The organism is Micromonospora sp. WMMA1949, assembly GCF_027460145.1.
Lineage (GTDB): Bacteria > Actinomycetota > Actinomycetes > Mycobacteriales > Micromonosporaceae > Micromonospora.
Window position 1 is genome coordinate 6318863 of the sequence record NZ_JAPZBG010000001.1, and the last position, 14712, is coordinate 6333574.

General features: G+C 74.0%; 12 protein-coding genes. 5 read left to right on the forward strand and 7 right to left on the reverse strand.

Translation table 11 applies throughout. The features are described from left to right. Positions 1-22: 22 nt before the first annotated feature. On the reverse strand, positions 23-1066 hold the full coding sequence (locus tag O7607_RS29625; protein WP_269706746.1) for a hypothetical protein: 1044 nt from the start codon (positions 1064-1066) through the stop codon (positions 23-25). A 411-nt stretch (positions 1067-1477) separates the two neighbouring features. Here O7607_RS29625 and O7607_RS29630 point away from each other — a divergent pair, with 411 nt between their 5' ends. Further along, on the forward strand, positions 1478-2368 hold the full coding sequence (locus O7607_RS29630) for an SGNH/GDSL hydrolase family protein (RefSeq protein ID WP_269706747.1): 891 nt from the start codon (positions 1478-1480) through the stop codon (positions 2366-2368). 55 nt (positions 2369-2423) lie between these two features. On the opposite strand, the gene O7607_RS29635 is transcribed toward O7607_RS29630, so the two are convergent. Then, entirely contained in the window at positions 2424-3683 is a 1260-nt protein-coding gene (locus O7607_RS29635) for a glycoside hydrolase domain-containing protein (protein WP_269706748.1), read from the reverse strand. A 209-nt stretch (positions 3684-3892) separates the two neighbouring features. Between O7607_RS29635 and O7607_RS29640 the strand changes: the two genes are divergently transcribed. Both O7607_RS29640 and O7607_RS29645 read left to right on the forward strand, forming a co-directional pair. Continuing rightward, positions 3893-4045 carry a hypothetical protein gene (locus O7607_RS29640; protein WP_174533668.1) on the forward strand — a complete coding sequence of 51 codons (153 nt, stop codon included), beginning with the start codon at positions 3893-3895 and terminating at the stop codon, positions 4043-4045. Further along, positions 4045-5010 (forward strand): golvesin C-terminal-like domain-containing protein, encoded by a 966-nt coding sequence (locus tag O7607_RS29645; protein WP_269706749.1) that lies wholly within the window; start codon positions 4045-4047, stop codon positions 5008-5010. Before O7607_RS29640 ends, O7607_RS29645 begins: the two co-directional genes overlap by 1 nt. 51 nt (positions 5011-5061) lie before the next feature. On the opposite strand, the gene O7607_RS29650 is transcribed toward O7607_RS29645, so the two are convergent. The 3 genes from O7607_RS29650 to O7607_RS29660 are packed head-to-tail and all read right to left on the reverse strand — an operon-like array spanning position 5062 to position 7917. Beyond that, the gene (locus O7607_RS29650) at positions 5062-6291 is read right to left on the reverse strand and encodes an epoxide hydrolase family protein (RefSeq protein WP_269706750.1); all 1230 of its coding nucleotides are present in this window, start codon (positions 6289-6291) and stop codon (positions 5062-5064) included. Between the two features lie 22 nt (positions 6292-6313). Further along, on the reverse strand, positions 6314-7216 hold the full coding sequence (locus O7607_RS29655) for a redoxin (protein WP_269706751.1): 903 nt from the start codon (positions 7214-7216) through the stop codon (positions 6314-6316). Further along, positions 7213-7917 (reverse strand): DUF1223 domain-containing protein, encoded by a 705-nt coding sequence (locus tag O7607_RS29660; RefSeq protein ID WP_269706752.1) that lies wholly within the window; start codon positions 7915-7917, stop codon positions 7213-7215. The genes O7607_RS29655 and O7607_RS29660 overlap by 4 nt, the downstream gene beginning before the upstream one ends. Positions 7918-8089: 172 nt before the next feature. On the opposite strand from O7607_RS29660, the gene O7607_RS29665 reads away from it, so the two are divergent. Continuing rightward, positions 8090-10321 (forward strand): hypothetical protein, encoded by a 2232-nt coding sequence (locus tag O7607_RS29665; protein WP_269706754.1) that lies wholly within the window; start codon positions 8090-8092, stop codon positions 10319-10321. 12 nt (positions 10322-10333) lie between these two features. On the opposite strand, the gene O7607_RS29670 is transcribed toward O7607_RS29665, so the two are convergent. Together O7607_RS29670 and O7607_RS29675 are read right to left on the reverse strand one after the other, a co-directional pair. After that, complete coding sequence (locus tag O7607_RS29670; RefSeq protein WP_269706755.1) at positions 10334-10891, reverse strand: GNAT family N-acetyltransferase; 558 nt, start codon at positions 10889-10891, stop codon at positions 10334-10336. Continuing rightward, positions 10888-12924: a penicillin acylase family protein gene (locus O7607_RS29675; RefSeq protein WP_269706756.1), complete on the reverse strand. Its 2037-nt coding sequence runs from the start codon at positions 12922-12924 to the stop codon at positions 10888-10890. Before O7607_RS29675 ends, O7607_RS29670 begins: the two co-directional genes overlap by 4 nt. Positions 12925-13152: 228 nt before the next feature. On the opposite strand from O7607_RS29675, the gene O7607_RS29680 reads away from it, so the two are divergent. Then, the gene (locus O7607_RS29680; RefSeq protein ID WP_269706757.1) at positions 13153-14709 is read left to right on the forward strand and encodes a pyridoxal phosphate-dependent decarboxylase family protein; all 1557 of its coding nucleotides are present in this window, start codon (positions 13153-13155) and stop codon (positions 14707-14709) included. The last annotated feature ends 3 nt before the right edge of the window (positions 14710-14712 follow it).

The window sequence follows — 14712 nt, forward strand, 5'->3', positions numbered from 1 at the left end:
CTTCGTGTCACCGCGGCGTCGGTTACCGCAGGAAGCGGTCCAGCGCGGCCTCGATGGTGCCGCTGTCCGGCGACGCGTACGACTTCATCGTCACCTTGTTGTAGGAGATGAAGCTCGGGCAGCGGGCGGCCGGCGCGTTCACCGTGCCGCCGTCACCGACCTTCTCGGCGGTCTTGGCGGCGTGGAAGGTCAGCGTGTACCGCGAGGAGATGTACTCCACGGTGACGACCTTGTCCTCGCTGTTCTTGTACTGGCACTTCTTCGGCGTGCCCTCGCTGCCCTCGACCATCTTGAGGCAGCCGATGACGGACACCGTGGCGAAGTCCGCCGACTTGGCGTAGTACGGCTTGGCCGAGCTGACCGTCTTCTGCGACCAGAACGACGGCCGGTCCGGGGAGTTGGAGAAGACGTACGCCTTCGAGCCCGCCGGCGCGGTGTACGGGGCGGCGTTGAGGATCGGTCCCCCGTCGCAGACCGCCGACATCTCGCTGGCGTACCGCGCGGTGATCGCGTCGTTGTTGGTGGGTCCGTCCGGCCCGGTCGACTCGGGCGCGTCCGCGCTGGGGGTCGCGGACGGACTGCTGTCCGGGCCGGGGGTGGCGCTGCCCGAGGCGACCGGCTGCGGGTCGTCCTCGTCGCCGTTGAAGGCGACGTAGGCGAGCCCGCCGCCGCAGCAGAGCAGCGTCAGCGTCACCGCACCGGCGGCGAGGCCGACGATCAGCCCCTTGCTCTTGCCGCCGCCGCCCTGGGGCGTGCCGGGCGCGTAGGGCGCGGCCGGCGGCGGGAAGCCGGCCTGCCCCGGGTACGAGACCGCGGGCTGCGGCGCCCCGTACGGCGCGCCGGAGGCCGGCTGCGAGCCATAGGGTGCGCCGGAAGCGGGCTGGGCGCCGTAGGGCGCGCCGGAGGCCGGCTGCGAGCCGTACGGGGCACCTGACGCCGGTGGCGAGCCGTAGGGCGCGCCGGAGGCCGGCTGGGCGCCGTACGGGGCGTTCGGGTCGGGCTGGTTGCCCCACGCTCCGGCGTTCGGGTCCGGATAGCCTCCGTAGGGAGGGTGATTGTCACTCATCTGAGGTTCTTCCACCTGTCGTCCGTGGTTCCGGCGATCAACCACTTCGCAGCGTAATGACGGCTGCAAATCCAGGATCGCCGACATTCGATCGGTCGTTCACCAGCCGTGCCGGGGTGGCTCCGGTGCGTGCCTCCGCGAATCCGGTCCCGGGCCGCCCACCAGGGGCGACGGCGCCGGGGATCGTTGCGCCGCAACGAATCGACCCGTCGGCAGCCGTTCCGTACCCGGCTTTCGGGTCGCTCAAAAATGTGACGTACGCAACACCAGGGCCCGCGTGGGCGACCCCTCGCCGGGCGGCGGCGGACCACATCCCGGGACAGCCTTTAGTGAGTGCTGTCTATATTGACGTGCGTCACAGGCGTGGACAGAATCCCAGCACCACCACCAGGACCCCTCCGGGAGGGCCCCATGATCCGTCCCCGCCTGCCGCTGATGCGGACCGCCACCAGACTCGCCGCGGTCGCCGCGGCCACCGCCGGCGTGCTGCTCGCGGTCACCGCACCCGCCGTCGCCGCCGCGCCCGCCGGGCGGTACGTCGCGCTCGGCGACTCCTACACCTCCGCGCCGCTCGTGCCCACCCAGGTCGACCTGAACTGCCTGCGCTCCAACCGCAACTATCCGTCCCTGGTCGCCGCGTCCGCCGGCTCGTCGTCGTTCGCCGACGTGAGCTGCTCCGGGGCCACCACCGAGGACATCCTGTCCGGCGGCGACGGTGCGCTGGGCATCGCGCTGCCGCCGCAGGTCAGCGCCGTCACCTCGGCCACCGCGCTGGTGACCGTCCAGATCGGCGGCAACGACATCGGCTTCGCCGGCATCATCGGCGACTGCGCCGAGGCGAGCGTGAGCAGTCCCCTCGGCTCGCCCTGCAAGGACCGGTTCACCGCGGGCGGCACCGACCAGTTGCGGGCCCGGATCGCCGCCACCGCGCCCAAGGTGACAGCGGTGTTGCGGGCGGTCCGCCAGGCCGCGCCGAACGCGCGCGTGGTGGTGCTCGGCTACCCGGCGATCCTGCCCGACAGCGGATACGGCTGCTGGCCGGTGGTGCCGATCGCCTACCAGGACGTGCCGTACCTGCGTGGCGTCCAGAAGGCGCTCAACACGATGCTCGCCGACACCGCGGCGGCGGGCGGGGCGAGCTACGCCGACGTCTACACCCCGTCGATCGGCCGGGACGCGTGCAAGAGCAGCGGCACCCGCTGGGTGGAGGGGCTGGTGCCGCAGAACTCCGCCGCGCCGTTCCACCCGAACGCCCGGGGCGAGCAGGGCATGGCCACCGCCCTGCTGGCGCACCTGAACTGAGCCCGCCCGCGTGAGCCGGTCCCACTCTCGGCGGGACCGGCTCACGTCCCGCGGCTCAGACCCGGGTGATGCGGACCGCGTCGGCGACCACGTACCCGGTCCCGGCGCTCCAGCGGCTCACCCCGACCTTGTCGCCGGTCCCGGCGGCGAGCGTGAACACGCCGAGCGAGACCCAGCGCCCGCCGCCGGTGCGCTGGTCGACCGTCACCGTCCGGTTGCCGGTCGTGGTGGCTACGAGGTACGGGGTGCGGTCGTTGTAGCCACTGTCGGCCGGGTACCACACCGAGACCTCGTAGCTGCCGCTCGCGGGCAGGGTCGTCCGGAACCAGGCCACGTCGCTGGCCGGGGTCGGCGCGGCGAAGCGGTAGTCGGCGCCGTACCGCTGCCCGGAGTACGCCGACGTGCCCCACGCCGCGCCGGCGGTGAACCCGCCCGCCGTGCCGTTGTCCACTGTCACGCTCCACGGCGCGGGCGTCGCCGTGCCGGCCCGGAGGTCGAGGTAGTTGCGGTCGATCTTCATGGTCACGCCGCCCCACGTCTCGGTGACGTCGCCGGCGTACTGGTGCAGGCGCTGCTGGTCGGCGTAGCGGTCGTCGGCGCAGTACGTGCCCCCGTCGGTGTCCGCGACGCCGTTCCACCAGGCGATCCAGATCTGGTCCAGGCGCAGGTAGCGGGTGTCGTGGTACGCGCCGCAGACGTCGGTGATGCCGGACGAGCCGCTGGAGTACATGCCGGCGAGGTAGCCGCGCGTGTGCAGGCGCTCGACCCAGCCGGAGAGGAAGGAGAGCACGGCGGCGCGGCAGGAGGCGCTCGTCGGGTACTGCTCGATGTCGTTGTAGAGCGTGCTGCCCGCGCCGATGCCGAGCGCCGTCGCCGCCGCGACCGCGCTGTCCGCCGCGGTCCGGCCCTGCCCGCGCGCGGTGGCCGGGTCGGCGGACATCTTCGGCGTACGGGTGCCGCACGGCGCCTGGTAGCCCAGCTCGATCGGGATGAGCCGCCAGCCCTTGCGGGTCTGGTCGGCCACCCAGGTCGCGGTCAGGTTGGGCTGGGCGCACGTTCGGCTGGCGCCGCTGATGTAGACGCCGACCGCGCGGTACGGCGACGCGGTCAGCCAGGCGTCCATCGCGGCCTGGGACGGCGCGGTGCAGGTGTCGAAGCCCTTACCGGTGTACGTGCCGGGCTGCGGGCCGACCGCTGCCGCGACGGCCGGCTCGGCGGTGCCTGGTGTCCCGGCACGGGCCGGGACGGCCGGAGCCGGACCGGCCGCGGCCGCGACGACGGCGAGAAGTGTCAGGGCCGTGGCGATCGCTCTCATCGGCGCCCCTCCTGTGAAGGATTCCTCGCCCGGCGGCGAGACATGGGCAGGATTTCTACCACGCATCGACGAACGACGACAGACGGTCGTGGCGGAAGTTTTCACAATGGAAACGATCATTGAAGGGTATCGACAAGAGCCCGGCGCCGGGATAGCGTGCTCGCACTCACATGCGTCGATCAGTGAAGCGCCGTCACCCGAGGAGCGCCATGCCCACGTCACGATCCCCCCGTCTGCGACGCCGAGGTCTGCTCGGCGTACCCGCCCTGGTGGCCGCCGCGGTCACCGTGGCCGTCCGTCCCGGCGCGGCGCACGCGGCGCCGAAGGCCGAGTGCCTCGCCGACCTGCTCCGGGAGCAGTGATGGCGACCATTCCCTGGCTGGTGGACGTGCTGCGGGCCGCCGGCGTGCAGGTGGTGGTCGAGGGCGACTGGCTCAACCGGATGCGCTCCGGCTCGTTCGACCCGATCGGCGTGCTCTGGCACCACACCGCTGCCACGTCCAGCGCCACCAACCCGCACCCGGCGCTGAACATCTGCATCAACGGCCGCTCCGACCTGCCAGGCCCGCTCTGCCAGGCGCTCGTGGACTACCACGGCGTGTTCCACGTGATCTCGGCCGGCCGATGCAACCACGCCGGCACCAGCGGCGGCAGCGGCCCGATCCCGGCCGGGGACGGCAACACCCTGATGATCGGGTGGGAGATCGACTACAACGGCGTCGACCAGCGGATGACCACCGCCCAGTACAACGCGAGCATCGCGGCCACCGCCGCCGTGCTCAAGCGGCTCGGCCGGGACTCGAGCTACGCCCGGGGGCACCGCGAGACCAGCACCACCGGCAAGATCGACCCGTCCTTCATCGACCTGAACACGATGCGCGCCGACGTGGCCGCCAAGATGGCCGGCGGCGGCACCGGCTGGACGTCGATCGTGGACAACGCCACCGCGAGCCGGTTCACCGCCAGCGCCAGCTGGGGCACCTCGACGTACTCCGGGCAGCGCTACGGCGCCGACTACCGCTACGCGGACCCGGTCGCCGCGAGCGACGCGGCCTGGTACAAGTTCAACGTCCCGCGCACCGGCAACTACCGGGTCGAGGCGTGGTGGCCGGCGAACGCGGGCTACAACGCGGCCACGCCGTACATCGTCGCCACCACCACCGGCAACCGGACCGTCGTCGTCGACCAGCGGGCGACCGGCGGGCAGTGGCGCTCACTCGGCACGTTCACGCTGCCGGCCGGGGACGCCAACCGCGTCGCGGTCAGCCGGTGGAGCTCCGCCGCCGGCCTGGTCATCGCCGACGCGATCCGGCTGACCGAGGTCTGAACCCGAGGATGCGGCCGGGTGGTGCCCCACCCGGCCGCATCCGTCGTGGAGTCAGCGCAGCGACCGGAAGGCCGCCCGCATCTCCTGCGCGAACAACTCCGGCTGCTCCCAGGCGGCGAAGTGCCCACCCCGGTCCAACTGGTTGTAGTGAATCAGGTTCGGGTACGCCCGCTCCGCCCAGCTACGCGGCGCGAGCAGGATCTCGTCCGGGAACTGGCTCACCGCCGCCGGCACCTGGACGCCCTTGGCGGCGAAGAACGACAGCGCATTCTGCGCGTACAGCCGGGCCGAGGACACCCCCGTGTTCGTCAGCCAGTAGAGCGTGACGTTGTCCAGGATGTCGTCGCGGCTCAGGCCGCCCGGCCGGCCCGCGAAGGCGGCGCAGATCAGGTCCAGGCTCGCCGCGTCGTGGTCGAGCATGAACGTCGCCAGCCCGGCCGGCGAGTCGGCGAGCGCCGTCAGCGTCTCCGGACGGGTGGTCATGATCAGCGCGTACGCGGAGTGCTTCCAGAAGAAGTCGATCCGCTCGCAGGCGGCCCGCTCCTCGTCCGAGAGCCCGGCCGGCAGCTGCGCGAGGGGGTTGTTCACGCCGGTGATGCCACTCTGCAGCAACGCGTCGATGTCCGGCGGCACCACGCAGGGCATGTTCGTGTGGATGCCGGCCAGCTCCGGCGGCGCCTGCACGCCGAGCATGTCGGTGATCAGCGCGCCCCAGTCGCCGCCCTGGGCCACGAAGCGCGTGTAGCCCAGCCGCCGCATCAGCTCGGTCCAGGCGCGGGCGATGTGCTGCGGGTCCCAGCCGGGCCGGTCCGGCTTGCCGGAGAAGCCGTAACCGGGCATCGACGGGATCACCAGGTGGAACGCGTCCGAGGCGCGGCCGCCGTGTGCCGTCGGGTCGGTGAGCGGACCGATGATCTTCAGCTGTTCGATCACCGAGCCCGGCCAGCCGTGCGTGACGATCAGCGGCAGCGCGTCGGCGTGCGGCGAGCGCACGTGGATGAAGTGGATGTCCAGGCCGTCGATCTCGGTGACGAAGTTCGGCAGGTCGTTCAGCCGCGCCTCGACCCTGCGCCAGTCGTACTCGGTGGCCCAGTAACGGGCCAGCGCCTGGCTGGTCTCCAGCGGCACGCCCTGCGACTGGTCGTCCACCGTCTGCCGCTCCGGCCAGCGGGTGGCCGCGAGCCGGGCCCGCAGGTCCGCCAGGTCCGCCTCCGGCACGTCGATGCGGAACTCGCGGATGTCGGAGCCGGTACGCGTCGGCGTCATGGTCTTGACGGCCACGGGTTGTCCTCCTCGGGTCGGGTCAGGGACCGAACGTGAAGACGTACGCGCGCAGACCGGGCCGCTCAGCGCGCAGGGTGAGCCGGTGCTCCCCCGGCGGCGCGCCGTCGATCAGCCGGATCATGGCCGCCCGGTCGACCCGGGCCCGGTCGTCCGGGCCCACGTCGGCGCCGCGCGCCTCAGCGGCCGGTTTCCCGTCCAGCAGCACCCGAACCCCGGCCGGTCCCGCCGGTCCCGGGTCGGCCACCAGGTTCACCTCGCCGGCGGTGAACGGCAGGACCAGTTCGGCGTCGGCACCGGCCGCCTCGACGTACTCGCCCTCGACCCGCCAGTCGCCGCGCAGCGCGTACGTGCCGGGCACGCCCCGATCAGCGCCGAGGTAGGTCTCGGGCGTGAGCCCGGCGTACGTGGGCTGCGGGGTGGTCACGAACGCGGTCACCTCCGGGGTGACCGGTGGCAGCGCGGTCGCGGGTGCGGCGGCCTCGACCAGCCGCCGGATCAGCGTCTCGGTGCGGTCGTAGTCGCCCTCGCCGACCCAGCGGTCGGCCAGCCGCCCGTCGGCGTCGAACAGGTACTTCGCCGGCCAGGCGTCGTTACGCAGGGCGCGCCAGAACGTGTAGTCGTCGTCGATCGCGATCGGGTAGGTGAGTCCGTGGTCGCGGATCGCCCGGTCGATGTTCTCCGGCAGCCGGCCGAACCCGAACTCCGGCGCGTGCGCGCCGATCACCGTGAGACCCAGGTCGCGGTAGTCGCGGTGCCACGCCCGCACGTACGGGGCGGTACGGATCCAGTTCACGCACGTGTACTCCCAGACGTCGACGAGCACCACGCGTCCGCGCAGGTCCTCCGGCGTCAGCGGGGCGGAGTTCACCCAGCGGCGGACGTCGATCGGCGGCAGCCGGGTCGCCACCGCGGCCCGCGTCACCCGTGGCTCCCGTCGCCGAGGTCGACGGCCGTGGCGCCGACCACCGCCCGGTCGCCCTGCTGCACGTATCCGACGACCGAGGTGCGACGCGGATCGGGCGCTGCCGGCACGTCGATCTCCACCCGGCCCCGCTCACCGTTGCACTCGGTGGAGCAGAACGCCCGCACCACCGTGTCCTGACGCAGCCGCCGCCCGGCGTTCTCGCCCCGGGGGACGTCGTTCTCCAGGCCGCGCTCCACCACCGCCACGTTCAGCCGGGCCTGCTCGGGCAACGCCCCGGTCTCGTAGTCGAGCACCACATGGCCGGCGTCGGCCGTCACCACGAACAGCGCCACCGGGGTGCCGGGCGGCGCGGCCAGCGCGGCGTCGATCGCCGAGGTGGCCTGCCGGCGGTCCGACCCGACGAACTCGACCGTCCCGTTGACGATCATCTGCGGCGTGTAGAGCCCGCCGGAGCGCAGCGCCCGCGCGTACCGCTCCTGCCGCAGCGTGTGAGCCTCGGCGCCGTACGGGTCGGCCCAGCCCAGGTGATCCCAGTAGTCGACGTGGAAGCCGAGCGTGTAGACCCGCTCCCCACGCTCACGCGCGTCCCGGTCGATGGCGGACAGCACCTCCTCCGCGGGCGGGCAGCTGTCGCAGCCCTGGGAGGTGAACATCTCCACGACGGCGAAGCCGTCGCGCGGGGGCGATGCGCCGGTCATGCGGGCTCCCTTCCTCCGACGTCCGCCCGCGGTTACCCGGCCGGCCCGGCTTCGAACGGGCCGCCCGCCGGGCCGTGCGGGCGTTTGCCCACGCCCCGGCCGGGTAGGGAGGTGCGCCACCCGAGGGCGGGCCGTGCAGGCGGCGTGGGCGGCCGGGAGTCGCGGAGGGTCGATGACGGCTGGACCAGGGCGGGCACAGGCCCCGTCGGGCGAGGTGGTGGAGCTACGGGTGCACGGTGTCTCGGCGGGCGGCGCCGCCGAGGTGCTGGACCGGCCGCTGGTCCGGCAGGTCGCGGGCGACCGCAGCGCCGGCTTCTACCGTCCCCGTCCGGACCTGGCCGACGAGCGCGGAGCGGGCGGCGTGACGCTCGAGGCGTACCAGTGGAACGACCTGCCGTCCGGCACCGCCCTGCGGACCCTCTCGCTGTTGTTCCTGATGCCCTTCATGCTGCTCAACGTGGCCGTGTGGATGCGGCCGGTGGACGCGGTCGGCGGCGTGGTGGTGCGGGCGCTGTGCCGGGTGCTGGGGCTGAGCCTGACCGGGCTGTACGTGCTCTCCGGCGCCGGGGTCGCGCTGGACCTGGTGGCCTGGCAGTGCCTGTCCGTCCCGGCCTGCATCGCCGACCGCGAATGGCTGTCCTGGATGGGCGGGCGGCCGGTGGGGCTGCGGCTCGTGGTGCTGGCGCTGGTGCCGACCGCCGCGGTGAGCCTGGTCTGGTGGGGCGCCCGGCGGCCGGGGCGCTCGTTCACCGCGTTCCGGGCGCCGGAGCGGGCGTCCGCCGGGCCTCCGCTGAGCACGATCGGCCAGTGGGACACCGAACCGTTGATGGGCCGGCTGCGCTCGATCCACATCGCGGCGGCCTTCGCCGTGCTCGACGCCTGCCTCCTCGCCGCCCGGGCCGCGCAGGGTGTTCCGCCCACGGTGGCGGTGCTGCTCGCGGTCACCGGCGCGGTCCTGCTCGCCTGCGTCGTCCTGGTCTGCGTTCCGCCGCTCGTCGACCGGGCACCCACCGACCCGCGACGCGACCGGGTCGCCCGGGTGCTGCGCGCCACCGCGATCGGCCTCACCGTCGTGGTGGCCGGGTACCTGCTGTTCGCCCCCACCCGCTGGCGTACCGGCGGCGGGCTGCCCGGCTACGGCTCGATCCTGACCTGGCTGCTGTCCACGCACGCCGTCCTGCTCGGCGCCCTGGGTGCCGTGCTGATCTGGCACCGCCTGCGGGCACGCGGCCACCAGCCGCCGAACGGGCTCGGCGCGCTCGTGGTCGCCGCGGCGGCGGGCGGGCTCGCCGTCGCGTACTCCGCCGAGCTGGTCCAGCGCACCGCCGACCTGCTGGACCGGGGCGTGTCCCCGGCGGACGACATTCCGGGGCCGGCGCGCGCGTACACCTGGGCGATCTACGGCTTCTTCCGCGCGTTGCTTGTCACGCTGGTGGCCGCCGCCGTGGTGGCACTGGTGTCCCGGCGTGGCCGGACACGCGCCGCCCAGGCGATCGTCGAGCGGGACTTCCCGGCGCCCCCGGCCGAGGCGGCGCCCCGGCTGCGGCAGGTCCGGACGATGATCGTCCGGGCCCGGTTCACCGACCTGCTGGTGCCCCTGGCGGTGCTGTTCGCCGTCATGGCCGGCGCGGGCGCCGCGACCACCGCGATGGCGCTGGTCCACCCCGAGCCGGGCGTGGCTCTGGAACGGCGCACGCACATCCCGGCCGAGCTGGTCATGTTCGGCATCGAGGTGGGCGGGGTGGCGATCTCGGCGGCGGTGCTCGGCCTGGTGGTCGCCGGGATCTTCGCCTACCGCAGTCCCGGCTTCCGCCACCACGTCGGCGTGCTCTTCGACCTCGCCACGTTCTGGCCCCGGGCCGCGCACCCGTTCGCACCGCCCTGTTACGCCGAGCGGGCCGTGCCGGAGCTGGCCCGGCGCGTCACGTACCTGGTGCGCAGCGGCAACGGGGTCCTGCTGGCCGGCTACAGCCACGGCTCGGTGCTGGTCGCCGCCACCGTCCTGCAACTACCGGCGGAGATCAGCGCGCGGGTCGCCCTGCTCACCTACAGCTCACCGCTGCGCCGGCTCTACGCCCGGCTGTTCCCCGCCTACGTCGGCGACGACATGCTGCGCGGGATCGGCGGGCGGGTCGGCTGGCGGTGGCGCAACCTGTGGCGGGACACCGACGCGCTGGGCGGATGGATCTTCTCCCCGCACCGCGCGGACGAGCCGGCCCGCGTCACCGGCCCGGAGGCGACAGTGGACCGTCGTCTCCGGGATCCGGAAGGCCTGGTGGCCCCGCCCTGGGACAGCGTCCCGCCGCCGGTCAAGGGTCACCTCCCGTCCGAGGACGACCCGGCGTACGCCGAGACGGTGCGGGACCTGGCCGACCGGCTGCGCGCCGACGCCGTCGAGCCCTGACGCGGGCGGGCGTCACGCGGGCGGGTGGTCCGCCTCGAACCGTTCCCGGGTGAGGAACGCCAGCCTCGCCCGCTTGTCCGGCATGTCGATCTCGTCGCCGAGCGTGAACCCCTCGATCCGCAGCCGGCGCAGCATCGCGTCGTTGCGCACGTCCGGCTCGACCACCACCCGGCGCGCGGCCGGGTCGCGCAGCAGGAACCGGACCAGGGCCGGGAAGACCGCACCGGTCACGCCGCGCGGGTACCGCCGGGGCGGGTCGAGCAGCAGGTGCGTGCCCACGTCGCCGGGCTGCACCGGGTAGCGCTCGCCGACCGGGTCCGCCTCCGGCTGGTAGGTCTGGAACAGCCCGATCGGCTCGCCGTCGAGCCGGATCAGGTACGCGTGGTGGGTGTCCAGCCCGTCGACGAACGCGTAGATCTCGCGTACCTCGTCGACCGTGTGCGAGCCCATGCCCCAGAACCGGTTGCGGGGCCGGATCACCCAGCCGTGCAGCAGGCCGGCGTCCCGGTCGGGGCGTACCGGCTCCAGCGCCAGCTCGCCGAGGCCGGGGATGCGCTCCAGGTGGATCACGTCGTCTCGTCTCCCGTCAGGGGGCCGGCGGGCACCGGGATCAGCGTCCCGGCGGCCCAGTGGGGCAGTTGGTCGGCGAAGTGCGCGTCGCCGGGGCGCCCGGAGGCGCCGAACGGGACGATCCAGCGGCTGGCCGCCCGGTCGGTCAGGTCCCACACGTAGCGGGCGACCGGGCCGCGCCAGCAGGCGTCGGAGATGCCCGGCACGCTGGACGTGGCCAGCACGCAGTCCGTGTCACCGGCCAGCGCCACCCGCTGCCGCATCGCCGCCACCGCGTCGGTGACCGCGGGGGCGACGCCCAGGTGCACCGGGTGCAGCAGGTGCCGGCTGCCCCACGCACCGGGCGGCGGGCCGGCGGCCACCTCGGCCAGCGCCTCGGCGGCCGGTTCCGCGAGGTCGAACCCGGCCGCGAGGTGGTCCAGCGCCAGGCCGATCCGGGCCGCCGGGTCGGTCCACGGTGCGAACAGCTCGTCGAACCCGCACGGCTCGTCGAGGGCGCGCAACCTCGGGTGTACGCGCAGCCGCCGGGCCAGCGCCGCCCGCCACGCCGCGTACGCCCCGGCCTCGGCCGAGCCCGCCGCCATCACGCGGTCCCAGCCGCGCAGCCGCAGCAGCAGCGCGCGGGCGGGTTCGTCGAGCCGGCCGGGGTCGAGCCGGTCGAGGAGCCGGTACAGCGGGCCGGCCGGGAGGCGGTCGTCGGTGTGCACGATGGACGGTTCGGCGTCCTGGGCGAGCAGCTCCCGGATCCGGCGGGCCCGGTGCGGCGGGGCGAAGTCGGTGCCGTGTGCGGCCACGTCGTCGCGGCGGTCGTTCGCGCACACCGCCACGCCGTCGACCGGTTCGTCCACGAGCGGCAGGTAGCCACCCCGCCACCGGTAGGCCGGTTCCCAGGCCGGCACGGGCTCCCGGCGGCACCGCTCGTCGCGTACCGGGACCAGGCCGGCGACCAGGCGGCGGACACTGCCCCGGGTGTCGGCGGCGAGCACGCTGTTGACCGGCTCGACCCAGTGTCGCAGCGCGTCGGCCACGTCGTTCGTACGCCGGGCGCGCAGCAGCGGCAGCAGCGCCTCGAAGCCGAGGCGGGCCTCGACCCGGCTCGGGGTACGCAGGGCGATCGCCTCGCCGGTGACCCGGTCGTGGTCGATCACCGGGCCGCGGGGCGTCTCGATCACCTCGACGGTCTCCGGGGCGCCGCCGCGGACCTCGATCTCCTCGACGTGGCGCGTGGCGGGCGTCCAGCCGTCGGCGTCGCGCACCAGCACGCGGTCGCCGTCGCGGCGCAGCCGCTCGCGGTAGAGGTCCTGGTAGTCGGCCATCGCGTTGGTGACGGCCCAGGCCACGTGCCCGGTGTGGCCGAAGTGCGGCACGCCGGGTACGCCGGGGAAGGCGAGACCGACCACGTCGAACTCCGGGCAGGTCAGCCGGACCTGCTGGTAGACGCCGGGTAGTTCGAGCAGCCGGTGCGGGTCACCGGCGATCACCGGGCCGCGTCCGGTGGCCGGGTCGGCGGGCAGCGCCCAGGCGTTGCTGCCCGCCGACGCCGGTCCCTCGACCGCGAACAGTCCGGCCGCCTCGGGGCCGAGCGTGCGGGCCACGTGCGCGTGCCAGAGCTTGTTCGGGAACGTGGAGAACAGCACGTGCTGGACGAGGAACACGCCGAGCGGCGACCAGGGGTGCCAGGGTTCGGGTGCGGTGCCGGTGGCGGCGAACTCGGGTGCGCCGGCGGCGCCCTCGGCGAGTCCGGAGTTGACCCCGTCGACGTACGCCTCGACCCAGCGCCGGGTGTCCGGGTCCAGCCGTTCGTAGCAGCGCCGGGCGGTGTCGTCCAGCCGTACGCGGCGGGCGAACCGGTCCCACGCCAGCTCGGCCGGGCCGACGTGGGCGGAGAGGCGCCCTTCGGCGCGCCAGCGTTCGACGCTGATCTGCCAGGCCCGGTCCGTCGCCGCGACACGCCCCTGCAGGCGCGCGAGCGTGTCGACGTCGCCGGCCTGCAGCTGCGGCACGCCCCACGGATCGCGATCGACGCGTGTCATCGTCTCGCCCCGCCCGGGTGCGCCCGGCGGTGGTTCCATTCGATCGTCAACTTAGGATAACCTCCCCTAACCGACGGCGACCTTACCGCGACAGGCGGACGTCGCCAACCGGCGGTACATGCGGGACAAAACAGGCCGAGTCGCGCTTGCTTGTTAGGCCAGCCTAACCTAACCTGATCGCCGCGGCTCTGGCCGCGCGCCCTGTCCGCACGACCGCTGGGAAGTCGCATGAGTTCGATCGGGAGCCCGACCGGCGCCGCGCCCACCGACACCGGCCGCACCGCCGCCGAGGCACGCGGCCACCTGTTCAACGCCGGCTCGCTCGGGCGGTACCGGGACGTGCTCGCCCGCGGCGTCGACCGGGTCGCCCGCCGGGTGGCCGAGGTGGACGCGCCGTTCACCGGCGTCACGCCCGACGAACTGGCGCCGCTCATCGGCGGCATCGACCTGGACCGGCCGCTGGGCGACACCGACGCCGCCCTGGACGAGCTGCACGACGTGTGGCTGCGCGACGCCGTGTACTTCCACCACCCGCGCTACCTGGCCCACCTCAACTGCCCGGTGGTCATCCCGGCGCTGCTCGGGGAGGCGGTGCTCAGCGCCGTCAACTCCTCACTGGACACCTGGGACCAGAGCGCCGGCGCGACGCTGATGGAGCGGCGGCTGATCGAGTGGACGGCCGGGCGCATCGGGCTGGGACCGGCCGCCGACGGGGTCTTCACCAGCGGCGGCACCCAGTCGAACCTCCAGGCGCTGCTGCTGGCACGCGAGGAGGCGTACCGCCGGGTGGTGGGCGGCGCCGACGGCCGGCCGGACCGGCCGGCGGTGCTGTCCCGGCTGCGGATCATCACCTCCGCGGCCGGGCACTTCAGCGTGCAGAAGGCCGCCAAGCTGCTCGGACTGGCCGCCGACGCGGTGCTCACCGTGCCCACCGACGCGAACCGCCGGATGCGCACCGACGAGCTGGCCCGCGTGATCGACAGCTGCCGTCGCGACGGCCGCGTGGTGATGGCCGTCGTCGCCACCGCCGGCACCACCGACTTCGGCACCGTCGACCCGCTGCCGGAGATCGCCGACATCTGCGCCGGCGCGGGCGTCTGGCTGCACGTCGACGCCGCGTACGGCTGCGGGCTGCTGGTCTCCCCCACCCGCCGGCACCTGCTCGACGGCATCGAGCGGGCCGCGTCGGTGACTGTGGACTACCACAAGTCGTTCTTCCAGCCGGTCAGCTCCAGCGCGCTGCTGGTCCGCGACGGCCGGACGCTGCGCCACGCCACCTGGCACGCCGACTACCTCAACCCGGCCCGGGCGGTCGAGCAGGGCATCCCGAACCAGGTCGACAAGAGTATCCAGACCACTCGCCGGTTCGACGCCTGCAAGCTCTGGCTGACCCTGCGGATCATGGGGCCGGACGCGATCGGCGCGCTGTTCGACCAGGTCGTCGACCTCGCGGCGCAGGCGTGGCGGCGGCTCGACGCCGACCCGCGGTTCGAGGTGGCCGCCCCGTCGCAGCTGAGCACGGTGGTCTTCCGCTACCGGCCCCCCGGCCTCGCCCCCGACCTGGTCGACGAGGCCAACCTGCACGCCCGCGACGCGCTCGCCGCCTCCGGCGCGGCACTGGTCGCCGGGACCCGGGTCGACGGCGCCCACCACCTGAAGCTCACCCTGCTCAACCCCGAGACCACTGTGGACGACGTCGCCCACGTGCTGGATCTCATCGCCGACCACGCCGCCTGGTACGCCCGGACCGCGACCGCCGCCGAGCTGTCCTGCCCGGTCGGCTGACCC

What these genes read in the sequence shown, in the direction of transcription:
- O7607_RS29625 (WP_269706746.1), bottom strand. Translation starts at nt 1,066, where the DNA reads ATGAGTGACAATCACCCTCCCTACGGAGGCTATCCGGACCCGAACGCC.
- O7607_RS29630 (WP_269706747.1), top strand. Translation starts at nt 1,478, where the DNA reads ATGATCCGTCCCCGCCTGCCGCTGATGCGGACCGCCACCAGACTCGCC.
- O7607_RS29675 (WP_269706756.1), bottom strand. Translation starts at nt 12,924, where the DNA reads ATGACACGCGTCGATCGCGATCCGTGGGGCGTGCCGCAGCTGCAGGCC.
- O7607_RS29665 (WP_269706754.1), top strand. Translation starts at nt 8,090, where the DNA reads ATGACGGCTGGACCAGGGCGGGCACAGGCCCCGTCGGGCGAGGTGGTG.
- O7607_RS29635 (WP_269706748.1), bottom strand. Translation starts at nt 3,683, where the DNA reads ATGAGAGCGATCGCCACGGCCCTGACACTTCTCGCCGTCGTCGCGGCC.
- O7607_RS29660 (WP_269706752.1), bottom strand. Translation starts at nt 7,917, where the DNA reads ATGACCGGCGCATCGCCCCCGCGCGACGGCTTCGCCGTCGTGGAGATG.
- O7607_RS29640 (WP_174533668.1), top strand. Translation starts at nt 3,893, where the DNA reads ATGCCCACGTCACGATCCCCCCGTCTGCGACGCCGAGGTCTGCTCGGC.
- O7607_RS29680 (WP_269706757.1), top strand. Translation starts at nt 13,153, where the DNA reads ATGAGTTCGATCGGGAGCCCGACCGGCGCCGCGCCCACCGACACCGGC.
- O7607_RS29645 (WP_269706749.1), top strand. Translation starts at nt 4,045, where the DNA reads ATGGCGACCATTCCCTGGCTGGTGGACGTGCTGCGGGCCGCCGGCGTG.